Raw genomic sequence first — 25,707 nt, forward strand, 5'->3', positions numbered from 1 at the left:
GCCATGGCCTCCCTCCATCGCCTCGAACGCCTTCCGGTTGAGATCCTCGATCCGCCGGAAGCCCTGGCGCGCGCCGCCGCGCGCCGCATCGCCGACCTGATCCGCTCCCGCGCCGCCCAGGGGAAGGGAACCGTCCTCGGCCTCGCCACCGGATCGACCCCCGTCGGGGTCTACGCCGAACTGGTGCGCATGCACCGCGAGGAGGGGCTCTCGTTCCAGACCGTCGAGACCTTCAACCTCGATGAGTACTGGCCGATGGCGCCCGACTCGCTCCACTCCTACCACCGCTTCATGCGCGAGCATCTCTTCGACCTGGTCGACCTCGACCCGGCCAAGTGTCACGTGCCGCCGGGGTCGGTCGATCGGGAACAGGTCGAGGCGGTCTGCGCCGCGTACGAACAGCAGATCCGGGACGCCGGCGGGATCGACCTCCAGCTCCTCGGCATCGGCAAGACCGGCCACATCGGCTTCAACGAGCCCGGCTCGGGCGATGATTCGCGCACCCGGCTGGTCACGCTCGACGCCGTGACGCGCCGTGACGCCGCCGCCGACTTCTTCGGCGAGCGCAACGTCCCGCGCCAGGCGATCACGATGGGCGTCGCCACGATCCTTGAGGCGCGCGAGATCCTCCTCCTCGCGACCGGTGAGCACAAGGCGGGGATCCTCCGCCGCGCGATCGAGGGCGAGATCGATCACCACGTCGCCGCGACCTTCCTGCAAGGCCACCCGAACACCATCGTCTACTGCGACGCTGCCGCTTCCGCCGACCTGACGCGCATTGCCACGCCGTGGCTGCTCGACGAGATCGAGTGGACACCGGACCTCGAACTGCGTGCCGTCGCGTGGCTGTCGCAGACCGCGGGCAAGGCGATCCTCAAGCTCACCGAAGCCGACTACGCCGAGCATCATCTCTCGCCGCTGGTGGCGCGGCATGGCGAGGCCGGTGCCGTCAACGGGGAGGCGTTCAACGCCCTCGGCGCCAAGATCCGCGGCCGCTCCAAGCTCCCCAAGGGCCAGACGATCATCTGCTTCTCGCCGCACCCCGACGACGACGTCATCTCGGCGGGCGGGATCCTGCGCAAGCTGATCCTCAACGAGAATCAGATCATCGTGGCCTACATGACCAGCGGCAACATCGCCGTCTTCGATCACGACGCGCTGCGGTACGTGGAGGTGATCGAGCGGCTCGCGAGCGATGCGCACCTGGGGCGACGCGCGGTCGATTCGCTCGCGGAGCGCGTGCGTCACTCGCTCGAATCCAAGGCGCCTGGCGACATCGACTCTGCCGAAGTGCAGGACCTCAAGCGCGTGATCCGCGAAGGCGAGGCGGTGAGCGGGATCGAGACCCTCGGCCTCTCGCGCCACAACGCCCGCTTCCTGAACCTGCCGTTCTACCAGACCGGCAAGGTGAAGAAGGATCCGATCGGACCGCGCGACGTCGCGATCATCCGTGCGCTGCTCGAGGAGATCAATCCCGACCTGGTGCTCGTCGCCGGCGACCTCTCCGATCCGCACGGCACGCACCGCCTCTGCAAGGACGCCATCGAGCTGGCGCTCGCCGAGGTGAAGCCGGCGGGGATCGTGCCGGAGGTGTGGCTCTATCGCGGCGCGTGGCAGGAGTGGCCGGTCACCGAGGCGACGTGGCTGGTGCCGCTCGCGCAGGAAGAGCTCAAGCTCAAGATTCAGGCGATCTTCAAGCATCAATCGCAGAAGGATTCGGCGCCGTTCCCGGGCCAGGACGATCGCGAGTTCTGGCAGCGGGTCGAGTCGCGCAACAAGGGGACCGCGGAGCTGCTCAACCAGCTGGGATTGGCGGAGTACTTTGCGATGGAAGCGTACGTTGTTGGGTGAACGATGATCGATCATCGATCATCGATGATCGATCATCGGCTGACTCGACGTCAATGGCTGCTTCGCGCCGCCGGCATCACGGTCGGCACCGGCCTCGCCTCCCTTGGCTACGCCGTTGGCTGGGAGCCGGAGTGGCTGGAGGTCGTCACGCGCGATCTCCCGATCCGCGGGCTTCCTGCCGCGCTCGAGGGAAAGACGCTGGTGCAGCTGAGCGACCTGCACATGGGCCCGCGCGTCGACGACAGCTACATCGCCAGGACTTTCGCCACGGTGACGGCGCTCAGGCCGGACATCGTGGTGATGACCGGTGACTGGATCAGCTATCGTCGCACCACGCAGCTCGAGTCGTTCGACCGGCTGATTGCTTCCTTCCCGCAGGGCCAGCTGGCGACGATCGGCATCCTCGGCAACCACGACTACGGCACCAACTGGCGGATGCCTGCCGTGGCGGAAGCCATCACCACGCGTGCCGAAGCGCACGGCGTGCGGATGCTGCGCAATGAGGCCGCGGTGGTCGATGGGCTCACCATCATCGGCCTCGAGGACCTGTGGGGACCGTACTTCACGCCACCGCCTGCGCTGCTGGCGGCGAGCGACGCGCCGCGGCTGGTCCTCTGCCACAATCCCGATGCCGCCGATCACCCGATCTGGAGTGGCTACCAGGGCTGGATCCTCGCGGGGCACACCCACGGCGGGCAGTGCAAGCCGCCCTTCCTGCCACCACCGATCCTTCCGGTCGAGAATCGGCGCTACACCTCGGGCGAGATCGCCGTGCGTGGCGAACGGCGACTCTATATCAATCGTGGCGTCGGTTACCTGATCCGGGCGCGGTTCAATGCGCGTCCGGAGGTGACGGAGTTTCGGTTGAAAGGGTGAGGGGTGAGGGGTGAGGGGGCGTTGTCATCCCGAGCGTAGCGAGGGACCTGCGTAGCCGCCAGCACGCAGATCCCTCACGTTGTTCGGGATGACGTTCCCCCCTTACCACTCACCCCTCACCAACTCTCGATCACTGTTCACCGTTGCTTCACCATCCCACATCAGGAATGGGTCATGCACATCGAACGTCATCGCAGTGATCGGATCGGCTGGCTCCGCGCCGCCGTGCTCGGAGCGAACGACGGGCTCATCTCGACGTCGTCGCTCGTGGTGGGTGTCGCGGCGGCGGCGCCGGACCGAGCGGCGATTCTCGTCGCGGCCGTCGCAGGGCTCGCGGCTGGTGCGCTCTCGATGGCGGCAGGCGAGTATGTCTCCGTCTCGTCGCAGGCCGACACCGAGCATGCCGACATTGCGCGCGAGCGCGGCGAGCTCGCCACTGATCCGGAGCCCGAGCTGGCCGAGCTGGCCGGCATCTACGTGAAGCGCGGCCTCACGCCGGACCTCGCGGCGCAGGTCGCCGTGCAGCTCACCGCGCACGACGCCCTCGGCGCCCATGCGCGCGACGAGCTCGGCATCCACGAATTCACCACCGCCAAGCCGATCCAGGCGGCGATCGCCTCGGCGGCGTCGTTCGCCGTGGGAGCGGCGCCACCGGCGATCCTCGCCGCGGTGTTGCCGACCAGCGTCCTCTCGGGCGGTGTGGTGGCCGTCACCATCGTGCTGCTGGTCGGTCTGGGAGCGGTGGCGGCGCAACTCGGTGGCGCGTCACTGGTGCGCGGCGCGTTGCGCGTCGCCTTCTGGGGCGGCGTGGCGATGGGGGTGACGGCGCTGGTGGGGAGGTTGTTCGGGGCGGTGGTGTAGTCGCGGGGCGCAGCTACCGGGCGCCGTCGAGCACCGATCGCACCCGCGCCGCCAACTCGCCGACGGTAAACGGCTTCTGCAGAAAGTTCGCGACCGAGTCCACCACGCCGCGGCGGATCATCTCGTCGCTGCTGTAGCCGGAGAGGAAGAGCACGCGGCACTCCGGGCGCGAGGCGAGGAGCACATCGGCCAGCTGGCGGCCGCCGAGGTGGGGCATCACCACGTCGGAGAGGAGGAGGTGGATCGGTTCCTTCAGCGCTCGTGCCAGCGTGATGGCGGTCGCACCATTCGCGGCCTCGAGCACCTGGTAGCCGAGGCCGCGCAGCATGGTGCGCACCAGGTGCCGGAGCGCGTCGTCGTCCTCGACCAGCAGGATCGTCTCCGTGCCTCGCGGCAGCGCGCCCGGCGTCACCACGGGCTCAGCGGCCGCCACGACGCCATCGGCCCGCGGGAGATAGACGCGGAAGGTGCTGCCCTTGCCGAGTTCGCTCTCGACGGTGACGTAGCCGAGGGCGTCGCGCACGATCGTCGCCACCGTCGCCAAACCCAGCCCCGTCCCCTGCCCGGGCGCCTTCGTCGTGAAGAACGGCTCGAAGAGGTGGGTGTGCGTGTCGGCCGTCATCCCGGTGCCGGTATCGGTCACCTCGAGCAGGACGAAGTCGCCAGCCGGCACGCCATCGAGGGGCTGCGCGATGGCCTTGCACGAACTGCGCATCACCAGCGACCCGCCCTGCGGCATGGCATCGCGCGCGTTGACGGCAAGGTTGAGCAGTACCTGCTCGAGCTGGCCCGGGTCGGCATGCAGCGGCCAGGGCTCTGGTGTCAGCTCGGTGGTGAGCGAGATGTCCGCGCCGATCAGTCGGCGGATCATCCGCTCGCTTTCGGCGATCACCGCATTCAAGTCGAGCATCTTCGGTGACACCACCTGCTGCCGGCTGAAGGCGAGCAGTTGCCGGGTCAGGGTGCGCGCGCGCGCACCGGCCTCGCGGATCTCGTCCAGCAGCTCGCGCGACGGCAGGTCCGCCGGGAGCTCGGCCTGAAGCAGTTCGCTGCAGCCGTTGATGACGGTGAGGATGTTGTTGAAATCGTGCGCCACGCCGCTCGCCAGCTGGCCGACGGCCTCCATCTTCTGCGCCATCTGCACCTGCCGCTCGAGGGCCTGTCGCTCCGCCGCCTGCACGAACGCATCGAGCGCGAGCGACACCGTCGGCGTGATCTCGCCGAGCGTCTCGATCAACTCCGGCGTGAAGAAGCCGGGTTGCTCGGCGTAGAGGCTGAGGACGGCCGCGACCCGCCCCTTCTCGAAGAGCGGAAACGCCGCGGAGGCACCGAAGCCGGAACGCCGACCATGTTCATGCCACGGAACTGTCAGCGGCGATGCCAGGAAGTCGTTGACGACGGTCGTCGAACCGGCAAGTGCGGCCTGCCCGGTCGGCCCCTGCGACGTCGGATCGGTCGGATCGAGGGAGACATGCAGCGAGGCGAGATAGCCGCCGTCGTCGCCCGAAAAGGTCATCGGTTTCACGATCCCGTCGGTGGGGATGCCGATCCAGGCGAAGCGGAAGTGGCCGGTGTCGACCGCGATGCGCGTGAGCGCCTGAAAGAGCTGCTCGCGACTCTCGGTCGTGAGCACCGCGCGGTTGGCCTCCGCCATCATGTGATAGAGGATGGTCCGCAGACGGAGGGCGGCTTCCGTCTGGTTCGCGGCGGGCTCGTTCATTCGCGATCCTTCGGTGCGGGTGCACGGCGATCCGAGGGGGAGGGCTCGTCGCGATCAGGCCCCACTCGGAGTATCGCGCCACACCCCCCTTCCCGCCAGAGCGGCGGTGCCAGCCGTCAATACGCGGTGAGGTCCCGCGCGACCGCGACGCGGCCCGTGAAGCCGCCGCGTCGGACGCCGCCGACCAGCTCGGCATCGCTCCCCCCCATGCGCACGATGTGCGTCAGCACCACCTGCTTCACGTTGGCGCGCACGGCGAGCTGCCCGACCTCGACATCGCTGGTGTGCACGCTGTGCATGTACGCCGGCCAGGCATCGCCACCCGGCCGATCCTCCGGCTTCAGGCGCACGGACGGATAACTCTCGTGCACCAGCAGGTCGGCGCCGCGCGCCGCGGCACGGAGCGCATCGCCCGGGCCGGTATCCCCCGAAAGGACGATGGTCCGCGTTGGCAGCACGATGCGATAGCCGAATGCGACGGCAAACTCACCATGCACCACGGGGATCGCCTCGATCCGCACGCCGGCGCTGTCGTAGACCACGCCTCCGCGCGACTCGATCACGGTGACTCCCGGACCGGCCGGCTGACCCTGTTCGAGGCCATTGATCCGCGCGGTGATGTCCTCCTGCCACGCCGCCAGCAGGCGATCGACCATGGTGCGCGTCCCGGGCGGACCAACCAGCGGGAAGGGTCCCCGGCGTCCCATGGTCCAGGTCGTGAGGAGGAGGTCGGGGAGCCCGAGGGTGTGGTCGCTGTGGAGGTGGGTCAGGAAGGCGCTGGTCATCCCGTCGATCGGGAGCCCGGCCGCCGCGACGCGACGCATGACCCCGGCGCCGGCGTCGAAGAGGAAGGTGCGCTCGCCGTAGACCAGGAAGTAGGCAGGCCCTGCACGCTCCGGATCGGGGACCGGCGTGCCCGAGCCAAGGACGATGAAGCACCCCGCGGCACGCTGGGCGGCGGTGCAGGGCGAGCTGGCCGTGAAGCGGCGAGGAGACTGGGCTGCCGCGCCATGGACGAAGAGAGCGAGCACGATGACGGCGGCGAACAGTGGGGTGGGGCGCATTTCGGAAACTAAGCCGCGGGTCGCGTTGGCCTCCAGTGTCGTCGCTCCCCTTGCGGGGCTGGAACAGGGCGCGTAGTTTAACCAAATGGTTAAACCAAAAAGTAAGTCGCGGCGCGGGTCGGTGGAGACCCCGGCTCCGGTCGTGGACCCTTCGACGGCGGACCGTATCCTCGATGCGGCGCACCGGGTTTTCCTCCGCCGCGGCACCGCGGGGGCGCGGACCCAGGAAATCGCCGCCGAGGCCGGGGTCAACAAGGCGCTGGTGCACTACTACTTCGGCACCAAGGAGGCGCTTGCCGACGCGGTCTTCCAGCGAGTCGCCTCGGTGCTGCTTCCGTCAATGTTCGCTGTCCTCTCCGCGCCCGATCTATCCCTCGCGGAGCGGGTCCGGCGCGTGTCCGAACGGCAGGTCGCGTTCCACCGCACGCATCCCTACATGGCGATCTACCTGCTGAGCGAGATCCACACGGCGCCCGAGCGACTCGAATCGCTGGTCGGGCGGCACGGTCGTCCCTCGCTCGAATTGCTGCGGTCGCAGCTGGATGCCGCGGCGGCCGCAGGGACCATCCGCCCGGTCACGATCACCGAGTTCATGGTGAACCTCATGTCCCTGTTGGTCTTTCCGGTGGTGGCTCGGCCGATGATCCGTCACATCGTCGGAATCGGCGAGGCCGAGTACGACCAGTTCCTCGACCAGCGGGCGGAGCAGGTCGTCACCTTCTTCTTCGCGGGGCTCAGGCCATGATCCTCCTTGCCGCCACGCTGTTCCTCGCCCCGGTGCCACAGGATTCCCTCACGCTCGCCTGGGTGCACGCCCGGGCCGAAGCAATGGATCCACGACGCGGGCAGCGCGACCAGCTCGCGGCCGCCTCCGAACAGCGTACCGCCGTCCTGCGCAGCGCGCGGCTGCCGCAGCTCGCGATCCGGGCGCAGGCCACGCACCAGAGCGATGTCACCCGGGTGCAGCTGCCAGGGGCGAACATCACGCCGCCTCCCCGTGATCGCTGGCAGGCGGTGCTGCAGGCCGAGCAACTGCTGTTCGACGGCGGACTCGTGGAGGGCCGAGTGGCGCTCGAATCGTCGCGATTGGTCGAGCAGCAGGCCGGGGTTCGCGTCGCGCTGTACGCACTGCGTGGTGAGGCCGAGACCGCCTTCTTCGGGGCGTGGCTGCTACAGGAGCGATTGGACGAACTCGATGCCGTCACGGCCGACCTCGCCTCGCGACTCGGCGAAGTCCGCGCCAGGGTACGAGAGGGTCTTGCCCTGCCGCGTGACACGGCAGCGATTGCCGCCGAGCGCCTCACGGTCGTGCGGCGCCGCGCCGAGGCCGACGTGCAGCGGCAGGCCGCGATCGCCGTGCTGTCACGGCTCACCGACACGACGTTGGCGGCCAGTGTGCGACTCGTCGGGCCGGTGCTGAGTGGTGTCGTCGATGCGATCGCCACCACGGCGCTCGACACGCTGCGCCACCGACCCGAGTTCGCGCAACTCCAGGCCACGCAGGATCGGCTCGCGCGCGAGGCCGCGCTTGCCGCCGCCGAGAATCGCCCGACCCTCTCCGCATTCGCCGAGGGTGGCGTCGGTCGACCGGGGTTGAACCAGTTCGAACCCGATCCTGCGGCCTTCTGGCAGGGCGGCGTGCGCGTGACGTGGCGCCCGTGGACCTGGCGTTCGGCCGAGCACTCGGCTGGCGCACTGCGCGCGCAGGGCGAGGTGGTGGCGGCCGATGCGCTGGCGCTCGCCGCGCGCCTGTCGCGCGCCGTCGAGGCCGACCTGGCCATGATCCACCACCTGCGCGAGGGGTTTGCCGACGATGCCCGCCTGATCACGCTGCGCTCGGAAATCGAGCAGGCCGCGCAGGCCGAACTTGCCGAAGGGATCATCACGGCGGCGCGTTACGTCGAGGCGCGCACCGACCTCGCCGAGGCGCGGCTCGCCGAGCGACGGCACCGTGCCGAACTGGTGCGTGCCGAGGCCGCGTTTCTGACCACCCTGGGGATCGCGATCCCCGCAGCCCGTGAGTGACCCGATGACGATGATGCGATGGAGTCTGCCCATGCTGCTGTTGCTTGGGGCATGTGCCAAGGACGACACGGCGGCCTGGGGCACCTTCGAGGCCGACGAGGTGACGGTGGCGGCGCAGGCGAGTGGCCCGGTGACGCGCGTCGCGGTGCGCGAGGGCGACAAGGTGGCAGCGGGGGACGTGATCGCCGAAGTGGATGCCGGGCCACTCGCGCTGCAGCGTGACGAGCTCGAGGCGCGCCGCGCCACGGTGACGTCGCGCCTCGGGGAGGTGGCGGCACAGCGTGCGGCGCTGCAGGCGCAGCTCGAGCTGGCCCGGCGCGACGAGGGCCGGATGCGCCGACTCGCCGTGGCCAAGGCCGCAACGCCGCAGCAGGTGGACCGTGCCGAGCGCGAAGTGGCCGTGCTGGTGGCACAGCTCGGCGGGGTCGACGCAACACGCGCCACGATCGGCCGCGAAGCCGCGGCGATTGGCACGCAGGTGGCGCAGCTCGAGGATCGGGTGACGCGATCGGTCGTCCGCGCGCCGCTGCATGGCACGGTGCTCGTGCGCATGGTCGAACCGGGCGAGGTCGTGACCGCTGGGCGGCCGATGGTCGTGATGGCCGCACTCGACACCCTCACCTTTCGGGCGTGGGTGAGTGGCGCGCAGTTGCCGGCCATCCGCCTCGGCGCCACGGTGACGGTGCGCACGGACGGCGGCGAGGGAACGCTCGTGGAGCACACGGGCACGGTGACCTGGATCGCCGAGCGGGCCGAGTTCACCCCGACCCCGATCCAGACGCGCGATGAGCGGGTCACGCAGGTCTACGCCGTGAAGGTGCGCGTGGCCAATCCCGACGGAACGCTCAAGGTCGGCATGCCGGGCGAACTCGTGCTCGCCGCCGCCACGCCGTGACCGCAGCCGAGCCCGCCATCGTCGTGCGCGACGTGCATCTGGCACGCGGCGCCACGCGCGCGGTGGATGGCGTGTCATTCACGGTGCCAAGAGGCGAGCGGTTCGGCGTCATCGGGCCCGACGGCGCGGGGAAGACCACGCTCTTTCGGATGCTCACCACGCTGCTTGTTCCGGACCGGGGAACTGCCGTGGTCCTCGGCCACGACGTGGCCGGTGCGCCATGGGCCGTGCGCCCCCAGCTCGGCTATATGCCGGGACGCTTCGCGCTCTACCCCGACCTGTCGGTGGCGGAGAACCTGGCCTTCTATGCAGACGTCTTCGACACGACGGTCGAAGCGGGCATGGCCCGCATCGCCCCGATCTGGTCGCAACTCGCTCCATTCACCGCGAGGCGCGCTGGGGCGCTCTCCGGAGGGATGAAGCAGAAGCTCGCCCTCTGCTGCGCGTTGGTGCACCGTCCCACGCTGCTGGTGCTCGACGAGCCGACCACCGGTGTGGATGCCGTGTCTCGGCGCGAGTTCTGGGACCTGCTCGACACGCTGCGCAGTGACGATCTCACGATCCTCGTCTCGACACCATACATGGACGAGGCCTCGCGCTGCGACCGCGTCGCGCTGATGCAGGGGGGGCGCTTCCTGGCGGTGGACACACCAGCGGCGATCAGCGCGGGATTCCCACTGCCGTTGTTCGCCCTGCGGGCCGCCGATCGGATCGGGATGCTCGCCACCTTGCGCGCCTTCCCGCACGCCGTGGGGGCGTGGCCGTTCGGTGAAACGGTGCACTATACCGATGCCCGCACCGGCATGGCCCCGGAGGTGGTGCTCGCCGAGTTGCGGGCATGGGCGGCGTCGCGTGGCATTGCCGACCTCGCTGGAGAGGCGATCACGGCGGGGATCGAGGATGTGTTCATCCATGAACTCGCCGAGCGGGAGCGTGCGGCGTGACCACGCCCGCGATCCAGGCCACGAACCTGACCCGTCGCTTCGGCGACTTCGTCGCGGTGGATGCGATCACGCTCACCGTGGCGCGCGGCGAGGTGTTCGGCTTTCTCGGTGCCAACGGCGCCGGGAAGACGACGGCCATCCGGATGCTGATCGGCCTCCTGGCCCCCTCCGATGGCGAGGCCACCGTGGCGGGGGCCGACGTGCGCAGCGATCCCGCTGGCGTGCGGCGGCGGATCGGGTACATGAGCCAGCGCTTCTCGCTGTATGACGACCTCACGGTCCGCGAGAACGTCGAGCTCTACGGCACCATCTACGGACTCACGCGCGACCAGATCCGCGCGCGAATGGACGAGCTGCTGGCGCGCATCGGCCTCACCGAATCGCGCGACACCCTGGTGCGGAAACTGCCGCTCGGGTGGAAGCAGCAGCTTGCCCTGATGGTCGCGCTGCTGCACCGCCCGGAGGTGGTCTTCCTCGACGAACCGACCGGCGGCGTGGATCCGATCACGCGCCGACGCTTCTGGGAATTGATCTACGCCACCGCGGCCGAGGGCACCACGGTGCTGGTGACCACGCACTACCTCGACGAGGCGGAGTACTGCGATCGGCTCTCGATCATGGTGGATGGTCGCATTGCGGCGATGGGGACCCCAGCCGAGGTCCGTGCGCAGGTCGGTGTCGCCACCCTCGATGAGGTCTTCCTCACCCTCACCCGCGCGGCGGGCGCACCATGAGCGCGTTTCGGGGGCTGGTGCGCAAGGAGACGCTGCATCTCCTCCGGGATCGTCAGACGCTGGCGATCCTCCTGCTCCTGCCGGTCGTGTCGGTGCTGCTCTTCGGCTTTGCCGTACGGACCGACGTGCGCGCGATTCCGATCGTGGTGGTGGCCCCTGCGCCCGATGCGGCGACGCGCGCGCTGGTGGAGCGGATCGCGGAGTCGGAGCAGTTCCTGCTGCGAGGCACGCTGCACAGCGAGGCGACGCTCGACAGGGCCTTCCGCGCCGGCACCGTGCGCCAGGCGATCGTGCTCCCGCCCGATACCGAGCGGCGCCTGGCCCGGGGCGAGCGGCTGGTGGTCGGGCTGGTGACCGATGCCTCCGACCCGAACACCGGTCGCGTGATGGAGGGATATGCCGGCGCCCTCCTGCGCCGGTGGCATGCCGAGCGATCGGGACCGGCGCCGTCTGGCGGCGTGACGCTGCTGACGCGGATGCGCTTCAACCCGACGCTGGAGAGCGTGAACCTCTTCGTGCCCGGGCTCATCGCGCTGATCCTCACCATCGTGGCCGCGATGATGACGGCGATCTCGATCACCCGCGAGAAGGAGCGGGGCACGATGGAGCTCCTGCTCGTCTCGCCGCTTCGGCCCTCGGCGGTGGTGTTGGGCAAGGTGGCTCCCTACGTGGTGCTCGGGATGGCGAACATGGTCACCGTGCTGCTCGCGGCGCGGGTCGTCTTCGGCGTCCCGATGCGTGGCCACCCACTCCTGCTGCTTGGCGCATCGCTCCTCTATGTGGTGTCCTCCCTCGGGTTGGGGATCCTCATCTCGACGACGGCGGAGACCGAACGCACCGCCATCATGGCCGCGCTCGCGGGGCTGCTCCTGCCGACGCTGATGCTCTCCGGCTTCATCTTTCCGCTCGACGCCATGCCGCGTCCGCTCTGGCTGGTCTCCCACCTCATCCCCGCACGGTGGTTCCTCACCATTGTCCGCGGCGTGATGATCAAGGGCGCCGGACTCGCCGACCTCTGGCGCGAGCTGGCCATCCTGGCGGCGATGTCGGTGGCGCTGCTCGGCATCGGCATTCGCCGCCTCGCGATCCGGTTGCCATGAAGATCCGGACGATCGGCGCCTTGATGCGCAAGGAAGTGTTGCAGGTCTTCCGGGATCCGCCGACCCTGGTGCAAGTGCTGGCCATTCCGCTCATCCAGCTCGTCGTGCTCGCCAACGCGACGACGTTCGACACCGGTGCCACTCGCCTGCTGGTGCGGGACGATGATCGCACCGTGGCCTCGGCCGCGATGGTGGCGGAACTGGTGGGGAGCGGCGAGTTCACCGTGGTGGGGACCGCGATCGCGCCGGATCGGATCGAGGCGGTGTTGCGCCGCCGCGAGGCGGCGGCCGTGCTGCACATCCCGGATGGCTTCGAGGCCTCCCTGGCGCGCGGGGAACGGAGCGCCGTGCAGTTGCAGATCAACGCGGAGGAGGGGGCGGTCGCCGGCCTCATCCAGCAGGCGGCGCAAGCGATCGTCGAGCGGCAGGGCGGAGTGCCGAGCATGCTGGAGGTGCGGCAACAGGGGTGGTTCAACCCGACGCGCCGCTACAAGGACTGGATGGTGCCCGGGATCCTCGTGTCGCTCACGACCATCATCGGCCTCCTCCTCACCGCGCAAAGCATCACGCGCGAAAAGGAGCTCGGCACGCTGGAGCAGCTCAACGTGACCCCGGTCACCAAGGGCGAGTTCATCACGGCCAAGCTGCTCCCCTTCTGGATGATCGCGATGGGGATCTTCACGGTGGGGCTGACCGTGGCCAAGCTGGTCTTCGCGATTCCGACGGTGGGCGCCGTGCCGATCGTCTTCCTTGCGGCAATGGTCTATCTCACGGTGGCGCTCGGCATCGGGCTGCTGATCTCCACGGTGACGCAGACCCAGCAGCAGGCGATGTTCGTCGCCTTCTTCGTGCTGCTGATCTTCCTGCTGATGAGCGGCCTCTTCACGCCGCTGGAGGCAATGCCCGACTGGGCGCAGGCCGTGGCCCATGCCAATCCGGTGATGCACTTCGTCAAGTTGATGCGGGCGGTGCTGGTGCGCGGGGCGGGGCTCGCCGACGTGGGACCGACGATTTTCGGGCTGGGGATTGCGGGGGCGGCAGTGCTGGGCCTGGCGGTGGTGCAGACGCGGAAGACGCTGGACTAGTGGGTGAAGGGTGAGCGGGGGACGTTACCGGTTCACCCCTCTCCCGCTTCGATTCGCACCTGCACTCCATCGGCCCGCGACTCGACCAGCGTCACGCGGCGACCGGCCGGTTCAAGGAGCGCGACGAGCGGCTCCGGATAGAAGGGCAGCAGCACATCGAACGACTCGCGCGTCTCCTCCACTCGCTGCAGGATCACCAGCAGCGGTTCCGGCGGCGGGAGCAGCCGCAGGTCGAGCACGCCACTCGGTGCCGGCGCCACCTCCGTGGTGGTCACTGGCGCGCGCATTGGCGTATCGGCCTTCCAGAACCAGGTCGACCAGTCGTCGTCGCCGAAGCAGAAGGAGTGTGACGCGAAGCCGAGGTGGCCCAGGCGGGAGCTCAGCGGCGAGGGACGGAAGGGGGAGCGGAGGTGCAGCACCTGCCCGGGGCCGAGTTGCTCGGCGATCTTGAGGATCTGCGGCAGCGGCTCGCGGCCCGCGGCGAGCTCGTCGCGCACGTCGAGATCGACGATCGTCGACGGATCGAATTCGGGGAGGGTCATGCCGTCCGGCGAGGTCATGGACACAATGTGCGCCCTGCAGAGCGGGGCCGCCGTGACGGATGTCTCATTCGTCGCCCCGGGCATAGTCGCGCAGCCGAGCCGCGGGTACGAGCTCGAGGAGGTTCCCCTCCTGCGAACGGATCAGCCCCTTGGTCTTGAGCTGCTTCATGGCGCGGGAGACCGACTCGCGCGCGGTGCCAATCGCGGTGGCGAGCTGTTCCTGGGTCTGGTCCAATTCAAGATGCACGCTGTCGCCGGTGACGGTGCCGCGCTGATCGGCCTGGTCGGCGAGCAGCATCGCGAGCCGGGCGGCGACGTCACGGAAGGCGAGCGTCTCGACCAGCTGCACGAGGTGGCGGAGCCGACCACCGAGGGCCCGCACCACGGCGGTCGCGACGTCTGGGTCGGTCTGAAAGGCGTGCTCGAACTCGGCGCGCGGCAGGAAGGCGAGCCGTGACGGCTTCACGGTCACCGCCGAGGCGGGGTAGGGCCCGCCATCGAAGAGCGGCAGCTCGGCGACCGGTCGCCCGGGGCCCTCGAGCGAGAGCGTCTGCTCGCGGCCGTCGGTGGCGGTGCGATAGATCCGCACCTGGCCATCGAGCACGAGGTACAGCCCGCTGCAGCGATCGCCGCTCCGAAAGAGGGTGAAGCCGTCGCCCACCGTCCGCGGGACGCAGCGCGACGCGAGCTTTTCGAGCACTGGCTCGGGGATGTCGGCAAAGAAGGGGATGCCGCGGAGGATGTCGGCGGGGGAGGCCATGGGGGAACGATAACCGGGCGGACGCGGAGGCATCGATGATCGATGATCGATGATCGATGATCGAGTGGTGTGACAACCGTCACGGCCCCACGCCCCCCACCCCGCGATCCTCCGGCTGTCCCCCACGTGGAGTTGTCGATGTTGCCTGAGGTCCTCGTTCCTGAATCCACCGCTCCGGCGGGTCGTCCCCTGGTCACCGATGTATCGGAGGCCGGCGGCGTGCGCTCGTTCACGTTGCAGTTCGCGCCGGGGCAGACGCTGCCGGATCATCGCAATCACGCGCGGATCACCATCCTCGTGATGGCAGGCCGCGGGATCTTGACCGTGGCGGAGGCGGGACCGCGGGCGATCGTCTCGGGCGACCTGGTGCAACTCGATCCGAATGTGCTGCACTCGGTCGAGGCCTCGGACGGTGCGCTCGAGTTGCGCGTGACGCTGCGCGCCAACTGCTGCGACTCCTGCTGATGGACCGCGCCGTCATCCGCTTCCTGCGCGCCTCGCTGCTCTGGCTGGCAGCGGGCGTCTCCCTCGGTGTCGCCATGGCGGTTCACCCGGCGTGGACCCGCTATCGGCCGGTGCACCTGCACATCCTGCTGCTCGGCTTCGTGACGATGATGATCGCGGGCGTCGCGTATCACGTCTTTCCCCGCTTTGCGGCGACACCGCTGCATGCACCGAAGCTGCAGACGGTGCATTTCGTCCTCGCCAATGTCGGGCTGGTGCTGGTGGCCTGCGGCTTTGCGGCCCGCGCCGACGGTTCGCCGTTCGGCATCTGGTTGCTCGGCAGCGGTGGCACCCTCTCCGCCGTGGGTGCCTACCTCCTCGGCTGGAACCTCTGGCGCACGCTTGATCATGCCGCGATCCCCCCGACGCGGCTTCCGGCGGCTCGACCGATGCCGGTGGTCGAGCGGCCGGCGATGCGCTAGGCGATGTCCGCCATTTCTCGTCGCTTCCTCGCGACGGCCGCCGCCTTCCTGGGCTGCGGCCTCGCGTTGGGCCTCTGGATGCTGGTCGGCCGCGAGCTTCGCGGCGTGTGGCCGTCGCCCTGGCTCGTCTCGGCGCACACTCATCTGCTCCTCGTCGGTACCATCCTCTCCACCATTCTCGGCACCGCGCTCTGGCTCTTCCCGCGCCCTCCCCGCGTCGCCCCACCGCTCCAACCCTGGCTCGGCGAGGTGGCCTACTGGTGCCTCACCCTGGGCACCACGGCGCGCGCGATTGGCGAAGTGGCGCATGCCAGCAGCAACGCCGCCGCCTGGCGGCTGCTCACCGTGATTGGCGGCGCGCTGCAGCTGGTCGGAATGGGTTTTGGGGTGGGGGCGCTCAGGGCCAGGGTGAGGGGGCCGGCGTTGGGGTGAAGGTGACGGGCGAGCAGTGACCAGTGACCGGTGACCCGTGACCAGTGACTAGGGGTGGGGTGAAACGTGAAACGTGAGACGTGAGGCGGAACCACATCACGGGCACCGTTTCACGTCTTACCTCTTACAGGTCACAGGTCACAGGTCACAGGTCACTCCTCCCACCCCCGTTCGCTGTTCGCCGTTCGCTGTTCGCCGTTGTGACAACCGTCACGGCGCCCCGTTCCGCCAGGCGCGATTCTCCCTGTGTGCCACCGCGACTGCGGAGCGGCACCGGACCGGCCCCACGGGGCCCCAAGCGCATGAGGCGGGCATGTCCCTCCGCACCATCTCCCAGTCCTCGTTGCTCGCGGCGGCCGCCTTGCTGGCCGCAGGCTGTGGCAACACGGCTCCCAAGCAACTCGTCAGCGGCGACGCCGCCCAGCGCGTGTACGTCGCGCCGGGCGAGCACGACGAGTTCTACTCCTTCATGTCCGGCGGCTTCAGCGGGCAGATGACGGTGTACGGCCTCCCGTCGGGCCGCCTCCTCAAGACGATCCCGGTCTTCTCGCAATTCCCCGAGAACGGCTACGGCTACTCCGAGGAGACCAAGCCGATGCTGGAGACCTCCTACGGCCCGGTGCCCTGGGATGACACCCACCATCCGCAGCTCTCCAAGACCAACGGCATGCCCGACGGGCGCTGGCTCTTCATCAACGCCAACAACACGCCGCGCATCGCCCGGCTCGACCTGACCACCTTCGAGACCGACGAGATCCTCGAGATCCCCAACGCCGCCGGCGGCCACGCCTCGCCGTTCGTGACCGCGAACTCCGAGTACGTCGTCTCGGCGATCCGCTTCTCGGTGCCGGTGCCGAACAAGGACGTCCCGATCGAGACCTACAAGCAGAACTTCAAGGGCTCGCTCTCGTTCGTCACGGCCAACCAGCCCGGCAAGATGGACATCGCCTTCCAGATCCTGATGCCCGGTTACAACTACGACCTCGGCCGCGCCGGCAAGGCGAAGTCCGAGGGGTGGTTCTTCTTCACCACGTACAACTCGGAGCAGGCCTACACCAAGCTCGAGCTGAACGCCTCGAAGAACGACAAGGACTACATCGCGGCGGTGAACTGGAAGGAGGCCGAGAAGTGCGTGGCGGCGGGGAAGACGACGACGGTGCCCGCCAACTATCGCCACAACTACATGGTGGCCGCGACCCGCTCGGCGGTGAGCGAGAAGAAGACCTCGGTGAAGATGCTGCTGCCGACCAACTGCCCGGGCGCGGTGTACTTCCTGCCGACGCCGAAGTCGCCGCATGGCGTCGACATCGACCCGACCGGCGAGTACATCGTCGGCGGCGGCAAGCTCGCGTCGGTGATTCCGGTGCACTCGTTCACCAAGATGATCGCGGCGATCAAGGCGAAGGCGTTCGACGGCGAGCTCGACGGGATCCCGGTGCTCAAGTACGACGCGGTGATCGCGGGTGAAGTGCAGAAGCCGGGCCTGGGGCCCCTGCACACCGAGTTCGACGCCAAGGGCAACGCCTATACCTCGATGTTCATCTCGTCGGAGATCGTGAAGTGGAAGCTGGGCACCTGGGAGGTGCTCGACCGGATGCCGGTCTACTACTCGATCGGCCACCTGATGATTCCCGGCGGCGACGGGACCGAGCCCTACGGCAAGTACGTCGTGGCCTTGAACAAGATCACCAAGGACCGCTACCTCCCGACCGGCGGCGAGCTGTCGCAGTCGGCGCAGTTGATCGACATCACGGGCGACAAGATGAAGATGCTGCTCGACTTCCCGACGCAGGGCGAGCCGCACTACGCCCAGGCGCTGCCGGCGGCGCTGATCAAGGACAAGCAGGTCAAGTTCTTCTCCCTCAAGGACAACCAGCACCCGTATGTGGTGCGGGCCGAGTCGGAGAGCGGGGTGTCGCGGAAGGGAAAGCAGGTCCACGTGAAGATGGTCGCGATCCGCTCGCACTTCGCGCCGGACATGATCGAGGGCGTCGAGGTCGGTGACACGGTGTACTGGCATGTCACCAACATCGAGCAGGACTGGGACATTCTCCACGGCTTCGCGGTCCTGGGGATGCAGACGGCCGAGCTGGTGCTGCAGCCGGGCGAGACGCGCACCATCGCGTGGACGCCGAAGGCGCCCGGGGTCTATCCCTTCTACTGCACCGACTTCTGCAGCGCGCTGCACCAGGAGATGCAGGGGTACGTCCGGGTGAGTGCGCCGGGGAGTGGCGTGCAGTTGAGTGCGGGGGTGAGCCCGCGCTCGGCGACGCAGCAGGCACGTGCTGCCGCGCTGCCGACGGCGGCCAATCCGCATGCCGGGATGAAGATGCCCGCCGGCGGGCGCTGAGATGAGCACCCGAGCGCGCCTCCTGCTGGCGGTCGCGGCCCTCCTCGGCCTGGTGGCCCTGGTCTCGCCGCTGTGGGAGGTGCGCCTCGGGGCGCCGCAGTACCCCGAGGGGCTGGGCCTCCGCATCTATGCCCACACCGTCACGGGGATCAAGGAACACGACCTCGACAACATCAACGGACTCAATCACTACATCGGGATGCAGCCGATCACGCCATCGGCGATTCCCGAACTGGTCTACATGCCGTGGCTGATCGGCGCACTGGTGCTGGCCGGGCTGGGCGTCGCGGCGCGCGGATCGCGCCGCGGGGTCCTGCTCTGGCTCGCCGCCTTCGCGCTGCTCGGCGCGGTCGGCCTCTGGGACTTCTGGCGGTGGGAATACGACTACGGCCACAACCTCGACATGGAGCACGCGATCATCATCGTGCCGGGGATGAGCTACCAGCCTCCGATCATCGGCTCGAAGCAGTTGCTGAACTTCACTGCCACGGCATGGCCCGGCCTCGGCGCCATCGCCCTGGGTGTTTCCTTCCTGCTCGCGGCGGGCGTCTGGGTCGGGACGCGTCGCCGGGTGGAGGCCGCGTGATCCGCCACTCTGCCGCCGCCACGGCGCTGATCGCCGTACTCGGCATGATCAGCTGTGCCCCGGCGACGCCGTCGATCGCCTGGGACATCGACAACTGCGACTACTGCCGGATGACGGTGAGCGACCAGCGCTTCGGAGCCGCGGCGATCACCAGCGGCGGCCGCACGCTGCACTTCGATTCGATCGAGTGCCTCGCCGCGTGGACCGATGCACAACCGCAGCCACCGCGCGAGCTGTGGATTGCGGATGCATCGGCGCCGGGGACGCTGCGGGCCGTTGCCGCACTTCGCTTCCATCGCACGGCAACGGGGAAGTCTCCCATGGGGAAGGGCTTCATTGCGGTGGACAAGGCGGCGGGCCACACCGACTGGGACGGGCCGACGCTGACGTGGGACGAAGTCCGTGTCACCGTGCAGCGGGAAGGGATGCAGACCACCACCGCCCACGCGGGAGGGCACTGAGATGCTGCTCTTCGCCGCCCTCCTCGCCGTGCAGGGGCCGCTGGTGGTGGCACCCGACGGGCCGTACCGGAGCATCGCGGCGGCCGTGGCGGCGGCTCCGGACGGCGGCACGGTGCGGGTGACCGCCGGGGTGTGGCGCGGGCCCCTGCTCCAGCTGGACCGGCCGGTGACGCTCGTCGGTGACGCTGGCGCAATCCTCGACGGCGAGGGATCGCACGAGATCGTGGTGATCCGCGCGCCGCACGTGACGCTGCGTGGCCTCACCTTCCGCAACACCGGCCGCTCCTATCACGAGGACCGCGCGGCGGTGCACGTCGACAGCGCGGCGAGCTGCCTGATCGAGCACAATCGCTTCGACGACACCTTCTTCGCGATCTACCTCGCGCAGACCGAAGGCTGCGTGGTCCGGCGCAATGTGGTGACCGGCCGTCCCTCGACCGAAACGGCCACCGGCAACGCGATCCATTCCTGGGGATCGCGCAACCTCACCATCGAGGACAACCAGGTCAGCGGCCATCGCGACGGGATCTACCTGGAGTTCACGCGCCACGCGGCGGTGCGCCGCAACGTGAGCGAGCAGAACTTCCGCTACGGGCTGCACTTCATGTATTCCGATTCGTCTGCCTACGAGGGCAACACCTTCCGGCAGAACGGCAGCGGTGTCGCGGTGATGTACTCCCATGTGGTCCGGATGGCCTCGAACCGCTTTCTCGCCAATCGTGGTGCCACCGCGTACGGCCTCTTGCTGAAGGAGATCGCCGATGTCACGCTGATCGGCAACGACTTCACCGGCAACACCACCGGATTGCTGGCCGACGGCGCCGAGCGGTTGGAGGCGAGGAGCAACCGCTTCACCGGCAATGGCTGGGCGGTGCGGCTGCTGGCGAGCACCAGTGGCGGGCGATTCACGGACAATCACTTCGCCGGCAACTCGTTCGACGTCGCGGTGAACGCGCGCACGGTCGATGCCGAGTTTGTCGGCAACTGGTGGGATGCGTATCGCGGCTGGGACCTGGACCACGACGGCACCGGCGACGTGCCGCACCATCCGGTGCGCCTCTTCGCGCTGCTGGTCGAGCGGGCCCCGGCGGCGCTGATGCTGCAGCGGGCACTCTTCATCCGGGTGCTCGATGCCGCCGAACGGGTCGTGCCGGCACTGACGCCGGCGCAGGTCGTCGACCGCGCACCGCGCGTGTCGCGGAGCAGGGGGAGCGAATGATCATCACACGTGGGGTGATAAAGCGGTTCGGCCGACGCACCGTGCTGGACGGGCTCGACGCCGAGATCGCGACCGGGCGGATCACCGCGCTGGTCGGGCCGAACGGCGCCGGGAAGACCACCTTCCTCAAGGTCCTGCTCGGTCTCGCCCGGCCGACGTCCGGGCAGGTGGTCATCGACGGCACCATACTCGACGGGTCGCCGGCGTACCGCGCCGCGATCGGCTACATGCCGCAGATCGTCCACTTTCCGGCGCATCTGCGCGGCACCGATCTGGTCGCGATGGTCACCGCGCTGCGTGGCGGCACGGCGCTTCCCGATCTCTCGCTGGCCGATGCGTTCGAGCTCGGTGAGACGATGGCGCGGCCGCTCGGCGAACTCTCCGGCGGGACGCGGCAGAAGATCAACGCGGTGCTGGCCTTCGCCTTTGCGCCGAAGCTCCTCATCCTCGACGAACCGACGGCGGGACTCGATCCGCTGGCGGCGCGGGTGCTCAAGGATCGGATCCTCGCGGAACGGGCGCGTGGGACGACGGTGTTGATCACGTCGCACGTGTTGCCGGAACTCGAGGAGCTGGCGGACGACGTCCTCTTCCTCGTCGAGGGGAAGACGGCGTGGGCGGGCGCCGTGAAGGCGCTGACCCACGGCACCGGCGAGCGGACGCTCGAACGCGCGGTCGCGCGGCTCCTCGGCGGCGGCGTCCGCCTGGCGGTCGCATGAACACCGCCCTCCGCGTCCTGCCACCCGTGCTGCGTGACGCCCTCCGTGGGCGCTGGCTCCTTGGCCTCCTCGCCACCCTGCTGCTGATCGGCGAGCTGTTGCTGCGCTTCAGCGGCGGCGGCGCCACCACGCGCGTCTCCCTGCTCGATGTGGTCTTGATCCTCACGCCACTGATCGGGCTGGTGGTCGGCACCATGCAGGTCCACCACGCGCGCGAGATGACCGAGCTGCTGCTGGCACAGCCTATTGCCCGCCGCACGCTCTTCGTCGCGCTCTACCTCGGCACCGCGCTGCCGTTGGCGGCGGTCGTGGTGGTCGGCCTGTTGGCACCGTTCCTCTGGCACGGCATGCTCCTGGGCGATGCCCTGGTGCCGATGCTGGCGCTGGCTGGCGCTGCCGCTGGCCTGGCCATGCTCTCCACCGCACTGGCCTTCGTGATCGCGCTCGGGGCCGACGACAAGGTGCGGGCGCTGGGGATTGCGCTCGGGGTCTGGCTGGTGACGGCGGTGCTCTGGGACGGAGTGCTGCTGCTGTTGGCGCTGCTCTTCGGCGACCGTCCCATCGAGCTGCCGATGCTGGTCATGCTCGCCCTCAATCCGTTCGATCTCGCGCGGGTCCTCCTCCTCCTCGGCAGCGACGCCGCCGCACTCCTCGGCTACACCGGGGCGGTGGTGCAGCGGAGCCTGGGGAGCAGTGGTGGCCGCGCGATGCTGGTGTCGTTGCTCACGCTGTGGCTGGTGGTTCCCTGTGTGATTGCGGCGCGAAGCTTCGCCCGCAAAGACTTCTGACTTCGTAACCCGAAAGGATCTGACCATGACGATGACCCCCCGCACTCTTGCCCTCGTCGCCCTCCTGCTCGCCGCCTGTGGTGGCGCGAAGGATGCGGCTCCTGCTGGTGATGCTGCCCCCGCAGCACCGGCCGGGCCCGCCCCGACCGGCAAGGTGATCGAGATCCAGATGATCACCGACGGCACCAGCAACCGATTCGAACCCGCCGAGATCGAGGCGCATCCCGGCGACGTGCTCCGCTTCACGCTGCAGGTCGGCGTGCACAACGTCCACTTCCTCGCCGACAGCAACCCGGGGATCCCCAACTTGCCGCCCGCGAGCGACATGCTCCAGCTGCCGGGCCAGACGGTCGACGTGATCGTGAATTTCCCGGTCGGGAAGACGATCTACTTCCAGTGCGATCCGCATGCGCTGCTGGGGATGGTGGGGCATGTGAAGATCGAGTCGTGAGTCGTTAGTCGTTAGTCGTTAGAGGTGAAACGTGAAAGGTGGAACGTGAGACGTGAACCGTTTCACTTTTCACGTTTCACGTCTTCCCCCTCACCCCCACCCCGTCCGCGTGGTATAGTCCTCGGTACCCCTCCGTAAGCACTTCCGCACCTCGCATCGTCCCATCGCCGTGCACTCCTTGGAGCGACCGATCACCGATCGCGCGAGACCGCTCATCCTCGCCTGAGCAGGATGCCGCCTTCTCGGGGGCGTGCGGGGATCAGCGGGGGCTGGGGATGCCGACCAGGACATCGCCCAGGGTGCTGCTCACTGCCGGAAGGTGCCACCTGGGGGCGGTCGGTGCTGCAGCTGGCTCTACGGCGACCTGAAGGCGGCGGTCAGCAAATGCGCGAGCGGTTGGCGGGCGGGGGCCAGCATGCCCGTTGACGCTGGGTGGCGGAACTGGTCCGGGCTTGAGCGTGCCAGGAGCAGAGGTGTTCATGGTGGATCTGGAGAGTCCCGAAAGTGCCGCCTGCATTGGTTGGTGCGGGCAATTGCCTGCGATGCTCCGAGCACCACTGCTGGGTTCGACCGCGATGCTGTCGGGCGGGACGGTGACACCTGACTGGCACCTGCCATTGCCCGTGCCGGTGGCGATGATGATGGAGGAGCTGGGGGTGGGGGGGGGGGGGGTGCGGGGGGGGGGGGGCGCTCGGCGGGGGGGGGGGGGGGTGTGGTGGCGCTGGGCGGTGGTGGGGGTGGGGGGGGGGGCGGGCGGGGGGCCTGCAGGGGGGGGGGGGGGGGGGCCGGAGGAGCGTGGAGCGGGGGGCGCGCAGCAGTGCGGGGGCGTCGGCGGGTGGGGTGGGGGGGGGGGGGGGGGGCAGAGGGGACGCTCCGGGTGCGCTGGGGCCGGGGGGGGGGCGGGGGGGGGGGCGACGCGCGCTGGATGATCGTTACCGCCCTCACCCCTCACCTCCCGCGGCCTGGCGGCCGCGGCTGAATGCGCCCCAACCTCGGCTGGGGTGTTTCATTTCCCCCATGCCGCGCCGACTGCTGGCCGCCCTGTTGCTTCTCCCGGCTGCGCTCCCCGCGCAGGGGGCGAAGCTCGAGGCGCGGGCCTATGCCCTCCTCGGGACTGCGGGCGACACGATCGGGGTCGAGCGCTGGGTCGCCCTCGGTGGCGCGATCCGCGCCGAGCAGCGGCGGCCCGGCGGTGACGCGCCACTCCGCTTGCGCCTCGACGAAGACCCGGAAGCACGGCTCGAACGGCTGACCCGCATCATCGGCCCCGCGGGCGGTGCCGAGCGGGCCGAAGCCGTCAGCGTCCCCGGCCTTGCCGCACTCCGAAGCGGCGTCGAGGGGCGCCCGACGGCGAGCCGCGACACGCCACCGGGAAGTGCGCTCCTGGCCCCGCGCTCGCTCGCGCTGCTGCAACGGCAACTCCACCGCGCCGATCAGCAGGGCGACATCTGGTACAACGGCCACTGGTTCACCCCCACGGTGACGCTGCGTGGCGAGGCGTTGGTCATCGACACGCTGCGGGTCACCGCGATCGGCGTCGACACGCTGCTGGTCGAGTCGGCGGAATGGCAGCTGCGCCTCGCGGTCGACGCGGAGGGGACCATCAGCGGCGGCGGCGGGCGCGGCGCCGAGGGCCAGCCACTCCGCGTGGTGCGCCTGGCCGATCGCCTCGCCGCCGATGGCTGGTTGGTCGATCTGGGCGACTATGCCGCGCCAGCCGGGGCACCGTGGCAGACGAGCGCCGTCTCCGTCCCGGTCGGCGGTGGTGTGACGCTCGGCGGCACACTCACCATGCCGGATGGCCCCGCGCCCCACGCCGCCGTGCTGCTCCTCTCCGGCTCGGGCGCACAGGATCGCGACGGCTCCACGATGCTCGGCTATCGACCGCTGCGTGAACTGGCCGACTCGTTGGCGGCGCACGGCATTGCCTCGCTCCGCCTCGATGATCGCGGCGTAGGGGCCTCCGGCGGCGACTACCCTTCCCGGACTATCCACGAGCTCGCCGAGGACGCCTCGCGGGCATTGCGGCTCCTGGCGGCCCTTCCGGGCGTCGATGCCGAGGCGCTCGGCATCGTCGGCCACAGCGAGGGCGCGTTGGTCGCGATGCAGGCGGTCGCCAACGGTGCCGATGCGAAGACGCTGGTGTTGCTGGCCGCCCCGTCGCGACCCGGTCGGGAGCTGGTCGCGCTGCAGCAACGCTACGGGGCGACCCGCATGGTCCGCGACAGCGCACCCGATCGGCAACCGGCACTGATCGAGGCGCTGCTGCAGGGCTCGAGTGAGGCGGTCGAGGCGTTGCGGCGCGACTCGCGCGGCTTCCGTGCCCTCCTCGGCTATGACCCCCGAGCCGCCGCCAAGCGCGTGCGGGTACCCACCCTGCTGCTCCATGGCGACCAGGACACCCAGGTGCCGGTGGGTCAGGCCGCAGAGTTGGCGGCCGTGCTCCGGCGTGCCGGCGCGGATGCCGCCGTGGAGCGGCTTCCCGACGTGAACCACCTCTTCCTGGCCGACCGCAGTGGCGATCCCGCTGGCTACCTGCTGCTCCCCGATCGACGACTTGCGGACGGGGTCGTGGCGGCCGTGGTCCGCTGGCTGCAGGCGCGGCTCCCCTGACCGGGCGATATCTTCCGAGGATGCGCACTTCATCCGCCGTCTCCCTGCTCGTCCTCCTCGCCGCCTGCGGCGAGCCCCCCGCCCCCGCTCCGGTGGTCCGCCTCGCCGAGACGGCCGACACGTTGATCGTGCCGGTGGTCCAGCTGACCGACGCCAAGCCGCTCAGCGATGGCCGCTGGGTGATGATCGCGACCAACGAGTTGGAGCTGCAGGTGGCCGACTTCGCCAAGAAGACGGCGATGCCATTCCCCGGCATGACGAAGGAAGAGGTGCCCGGGCCGAGCACCCTGCTCGCGGCGGGCGACACGATGCTCGTCGGCGACTGGGGTTTCCAGCGGGTCACCTTCTGGACGGTCGGCTCGAAGCGGCTCGAGGCGGTGCCGATGCCGGACGCCGCCAACGGCGCGCTGCCGCGTGCCCGCGATGCGGCGGGGCAGTGGTACTTCGAGGGGACGCCGTCGCCGGGCCGTGACGGCCGTGGCCTGGCCGACAGCGGGCGGGTGATCCGTACCGATGCGATGCTGACGAAGTTCGACACCATCGCCCAGCTGGTCTCGCCCGACCTCGCGATGGTGCAGCGCGAAGGCGGACAGCGGCTGGAGCGACGCATCCTCACGGGGATGGACAAGTGGGGCGTGCTCGGCGACGGCACCCTCTGGATTGCGCGGACCAAGCAGAACCAGGTCGAATGGCGCAACCCCGATG

25 protein-coding genes are annotated in these 25,707 nt (G+C 69.4%); 21 read left to right on the forward strand and 4 right to left on the reverse strand.

Annotated features, from left to right (window positions below; all coding sequences use genetic code 11):
• The first annotated feature begins 3 nt into the window (after window positions 1-3).
• From nagB to IPP98_05650, 3 genes are all read left to right on the forward strand, one after another.
• Window positions 4-1,851 carry a glucosamine-6-phosphate deaminase gene (nagB, locus tag IPP98_05640; protein MBL0178597.1) on the forward strand — a complete coding sequence of 616 codons (1,848 nt, stop codon included), beginning with the start codon at window positions 4-6 and terminating at the stop codon, window positions 1,849-1,851.
• 39 nt (window positions 1,852-1,890) lie between these two features.
• Window positions 1,891-2,727 (forward strand): metallophosphoesterase, encoded by an 837-nt coding sequence (locus tag IPP98_05645; protein ID MBL0178598.1) that lies wholly within the window; start codon window positions 1,891-1,893, stop codon window positions 2,725-2,727.
• Between the two features lie 174 nt (window positions 2,728-2,901).
• A complete protein-coding gene (locus tag IPP98_05650) occupies window positions 2,902-3,588 on the forward strand; it encodes a VIT family protein (GenBank protein MBL0178599.1) in 687 nt (228 codons plus the stop codon).
• Window positions 3,589-3,601: 13 nt separating this feature from the next.
• On the opposite strand, the gene IPP98_05655 is transcribed toward IPP98_05650, so the two are convergent.
• Window positions 3,602-5,308 (reverse strand): GAF domain-containing protein, encoded by a 1,707-nt coding sequence (locus IPP98_05655; protein MBL0178600.1) that lies wholly within the window; start codon window positions 5,306-5,308, stop codon window positions 3,602-3,604.
• A 116-nt stretch (window positions 5,309-5,424) separates the two neighbouring features.
• Window positions 5,425-6,372, reverse strand: coding sequence for an MBL fold metallo-hydrolase (locus IPP98_05660; GenBank protein ID MBL0178601.1), 948 nt, complete (start codon window positions 6,370-6,372; stop codon window positions 5,425-5,427).
• Between the two features lie 142 nt (window positions 6,373-6,514).
• Between IPP98_05660 and IPP98_05665 the strand changes: the two genes are divergently transcribed.
• Genes IPP98_05665 through IPP98_05695 form a run of 7 tightly spaced genes read left to right on the forward strand, consistent with a single transcriptional unit; the run spans window position 6,515 to window position 13,155 of the window.
• Window positions 6,515-7,117, forward strand: a complete 603-nt coding sequence (locus IPP98_05665) for a TetR/AcrR family transcriptional regulator (GenBank protein MBL0178602.1) — start codon at window positions 6,515-6,517, stop codon at window positions 7,115-7,117.
• The gene (locus IPP98_05670) at window positions 7,114-8,397 is read left to right on the forward strand and encodes a TolC family protein (protein MBL0178603.1); all 1,284 of its coding nucleotides are present in this window, start codon (window positions 7,114-7,116) and stop codon (window positions 8,395-8,397) included. The genes IPP98_05665 and IPP98_05670 overlap by 4 nt, the downstream gene beginning before the upstream one ends.
• Before the next feature lie 31 nt (window positions 8,398-8,428).
• On the forward strand, window positions 8,429-9,292 hold the full coding sequence (locus IPP98_05675; protein MBL0178604.1) for an efflux RND transporter periplasmic adaptor subunit: 864 nt from the start codon (window positions 8,429-8,431) through the stop codon (window positions 9,290-9,292).
• A gap of 17 nt (window positions 9,293-9,309) precedes the next feature.
• Complete coding sequence (locus tag IPP98_05680; GenBank protein MBL0178605.1) at window positions 9,310-10,236, forward strand: ABC transporter ATP-binding protein; 927 nt, start codon at window positions 9,310-9,312, stop codon at window positions 10,234-10,236.
• Window positions 10,233-10,970, forward strand: a complete 738-nt coding sequence (locus IPP98_05685) for an ABC transporter ATP-binding protein (protein ID MBL0178606.1) — start codon at window positions 10,233-10,235, stop codon at window positions 10,968-10,970. Before IPP98_05680 ends, IPP98_05685 begins: the two co-directional genes overlap by 4 nt.
• Entirely contained in the window at window positions 10,967-12,070 is a 1,104-nt protein-coding gene (locus tag IPP98_05690) for an ABC transporter permease (GenBank protein ID MBL0178607.1), read from the forward strand. The genes IPP98_05685 and IPP98_05690 overlap by 4 nt, the downstream gene beginning before the upstream one ends.
• Window positions 12,067-13,155: an ABC transporter permease gene (locus IPP98_05695; protein ID MBL0178608.1), complete on the forward strand. Its 1,089-nt coding sequence runs from the start codon at window positions 12,067-12,069 to the stop codon at window positions 13,153-13,155. The genes IPP98_05690 and IPP98_05695 overlap by 4 nt, the downstream gene beginning before the upstream one ends.
• 32 nt (window positions 13,156-13,187) lie before the next feature.
• Here the strand turns inward: IPP98_05695 and IPP98_05700 are convergent, their stop codons facing one another.
• Both IPP98_05700 and IPP98_05705 read right to left on the reverse strand, forming a co-directional pair.
• Window positions 13,188-13,715, reverse strand: coding sequence for a DUF2249 domain-containing protein (locus IPP98_05700; GenBank protein MBL0178609.1), 528 nt, complete (start codon window positions 13,713-13,715; stop codon window positions 13,188-13,190).
• Between the two features lie 46 nt (window positions 13,716-13,761).
• Window positions 13,762-14,457, reverse strand: coding sequence for a Crp/Fnr family transcriptional regulator (locus IPP98_05705; protein ID MBL0178610.1), 696 nt, complete (start codon window positions 14,455-14,457; stop codon window positions 13,762-13,764).
• Between the two features lie 138 nt (window positions 14,458-14,595).
• Here IPP98_05705 and IPP98_05710 point away from each other — a divergent pair, with 138 nt between their 5' ends.
• The 11 genes from IPP98_05710 to IPP98_05760 all read left to right on the forward strand — a co-directional run bounded on the left by IPP98_05710 (window position 14,596) and on the right by IPP98_05760 (window position 25,002).
• A complete protein-coding gene (locus tag IPP98_05710; GenBank protein MBL0178611.1) occupies window positions 14,596-14,922 on the forward strand; it encodes a cupin domain-containing protein in 327 nt (108 codons plus the stop codon).
• Complete coding sequence (locus tag IPP98_05715) at window positions 14,922-15,383, forward strand: cbb3-type cytochrome c oxidase subunit I (GenBank protein MBL0178612.1); 462 nt, start codon at window positions 14,922-14,924, stop codon at window positions 15,381-15,383. Before IPP98_05710 ends, IPP98_05715 begins: the two co-directional genes overlap by 1 nt.
• A gap of 3 nt (window positions 15,384-15,386) precedes the next feature.
• Window positions 15,387-15,815, forward strand: a complete 429-nt coding sequence (locus tag IPP98_05720) for a hypothetical protein (GenBank protein MBL0178613.1) — start codon at window positions 15,387-15,389, stop codon at window positions 15,813-15,815.
• 313 nt (window positions 15,816-16,128) lie between these two features.
• A complete protein-coding gene (gene nosZ / locus IPP98_05725; GenBank protein MBL0178614.1) occupies window positions 16,129-18,165 on the forward strand; it encodes a Sec-dependent nitrous-oxide reductase in 2,037 nt (678 codons plus the stop codon).
• Window position 18,166: 1 nt separating this feature from the next.
• Window positions 18,167-18,751 (forward strand): hypothetical protein, encoded by a 585-nt coding sequence (locus tag IPP98_05730; GenBank protein ID MBL0178615.1) that lies wholly within the window; start codon window positions 18,167-18,169, stop codon window positions 18,749-18,751.
• Window positions 18,748-19,212, forward strand: a complete 465-nt coding sequence (locus IPP98_05735; protein ID MBL0178616.1) for a hypothetical protein — start codon at window positions 18,748-18,750, stop codon at window positions 19,210-19,212. The genes IPP98_05730 and IPP98_05735 overlap by 4 nt, the downstream gene beginning before the upstream one ends.
• Before the next feature lies 1 nt (window position 19,213).
• Entirely contained in the window at window positions 19,214-20,431 is a 1,218-nt protein-coding gene (locus tag IPP98_05740; protein MBL0178617.1) for a nitrous oxide reductase family maturation protein NosD, read from the forward strand.
• A complete protein-coding gene (locus IPP98_05745) occupies window positions 20,428-21,150 on the forward strand; it encodes an ABC transporter ATP-binding protein (protein ID MBL0178618.1) in 723 nt (240 codons plus the stop codon). The genes IPP98_05740 and IPP98_05745 overlap by 4 nt, the downstream gene beginning before the upstream one ends.
• A complete protein-coding gene (locus IPP98_05750) occupies window positions 21,147-21,938 on the forward strand; it encodes an ABC transporter permease subunit (GenBank protein MBL0178619.1) in 792 nt (263 codons plus the stop codon). Before IPP98_05745 ends, IPP98_05750 begins: the two co-directional genes overlap by 4 nt.
• Window positions 21,939-21,963: 25 nt before the next feature.
• Entirely contained in the window at window positions 21,964-22,389 is a 426-nt protein-coding gene (locus tag IPP98_05755; GenBank protein MBL0178620.1) for a hypothetical protein, read from the forward strand.
• A gap of 1,017 nt (window positions 22,390-23,406) precedes the next feature.
• Window positions 23,407-25,002 (forward strand): alpha/beta hydrolase, encoded by a 1,596-nt coding sequence (locus tag IPP98_05760; protein ID MBL0178621.1) that lies wholly within the window; start codon window positions 23,407-23,409, stop codon window positions 25,000-25,002.
• Window positions 25,003-25,707: the final 705 nt, after the last annotated feature.

This window comes from Gemmatimonadota bacterium, from assembly GCA_016720805.1.
In the GTDB taxonomy this organism is placed as follows: Bacteria; Gemmatimonadota; Gemmatimonadetes; order Gemmatimonadales; family GWC2-71-9; genus Palsa-1233.

Coding starts and splice junctions, on each gene's coding strand:
- nagB (MBL0178597.1), top strand. CDS start 4: ATGGCCTCCCTCCATCGCCTCGAACGCCTTCCGGTTGAGATCCTCGAT.
- IPP98_05650 (MBL0178599.1), top strand. CDS start 2,902: ATGCACATCGAACGTCATCGCAGTGATCGGATCGGCTGGCTCCGCGCC.
- IPP98_05655 (MBL0178600.1), bottom strand. CDS start 5,308: ATGAACGAGCCCGCCGCGAACCAGACGGAAGCCGCCCTCCGTCTGCGG.
- IPP98_05660 (MBL0178601.1), bottom strand. CDS start 6,372: ATGCGCCCCACCCCACTGTTCGCCGCCGTCATCGTGCTCGCTCTCTTC.
- IPP98_05670 (MBL0178603.1), top strand. CDS start 7,114: ATGATCCTCCTTGCCGCCACGCTGTTCCTCGCCCCGGTGCCACAGGAT.
- IPP98_05675 (MBL0178604.1), top strand. CDS start 8,429: ATGCTGCTGTTGCTTGGGGCATGTGCCAAGGACGACACGGCGGCCTGG.
- IPP98_05690 (MBL0178607.1), top strand. CDS start 10,967: ATGAGCGCGTTTCGGGGGCTGGTGCGCAAGGAGACGCTGCATCTCCTC.
- IPP98_05695 (MBL0178608.1), top strand. CDS start 12,067: ATGAAGATCCGGACGATCGGCGCCTTGATGCGCAAGGAAGTGTTGCAG.
- IPP98_05700 (MBL0178609.1), bottom strand. CDS start 13,715: ATGACCTCGCCGGACGGCATGACCCTCCCCGAATTCGATCCGTCGACG.
- IPP98_05705 (MBL0178610.1), bottom strand. CDS start 14,457: ATGGCCTCCCCCGCCGACATCCTCCGCGGCATCCCCTTCTTTGCCGAC.
- IPP98_05710 (MBL0178611.1), top strand. CDS start 14,596: ATGTTGCCTGAGGTCCTCGTTCCTGAATCCACCGCTCCGGCGGGTCGT.
- IPP98_05715 (MBL0178612.1), top strand. CDS start 14,922: ATGGACCGCGCCGTCATCCGCTTCCTGCGCGCCTCGCTGCTCTGGCTG.
- IPP98_05720 (MBL0178613.1), top strand. CDS start 15,387: ATGTCCGCCATTTCTCGTCGCTTCCTCGCGACGGCCGCCGCCTTCCTG.
- nosZ (MBL0178614.1), top strand. CDS start 16,129: ATGTCCCTCCGCACCATCTCCCAGTCCTCGTTGCTCGCGGCGGCCGCC.
- IPP98_05730 (MBL0178615.1), top strand. CDS start 18,167: ATGAGCACCCGAGCGCGCCTCCTGCTGGCGGTCGCGGCCCTCCTCGGC.
- IPP98_05740 (MBL0178617.1), top strand. CDS start 19,214: ATGCTGCTCTTCGCCGCCCTCCTCGCCGTGCAGGGGCCGCTGGTGGTG.
- IPP98_05745 (MBL0178618.1), top strand. CDS start 20,428: ATGATCATCACACGTGGGGTGATAAAGCGGTTCGGCCGACGCACCGTG.
- IPP98_05750 (MBL0178619.1), top strand. CDS start 21,147: ATGAACACCGCCCTCCGCGTCCTGCCACCCGTGCTGCGTGACGCCCTC.
- IPP98_05755 (MBL0178620.1), top strand. CDS start 21,964: ATGACGATGACCCCCCGCACTCTTGCCCTCGTCGCCCTCCTGCTCGCC.
- IPP98_05760 (MBL0178621.1), top strand. CDS start 23,407: ATGCCGCGCCGACTGCTGGCCGCCCTGTTGCTTCTCCCGGCTGCGCTC.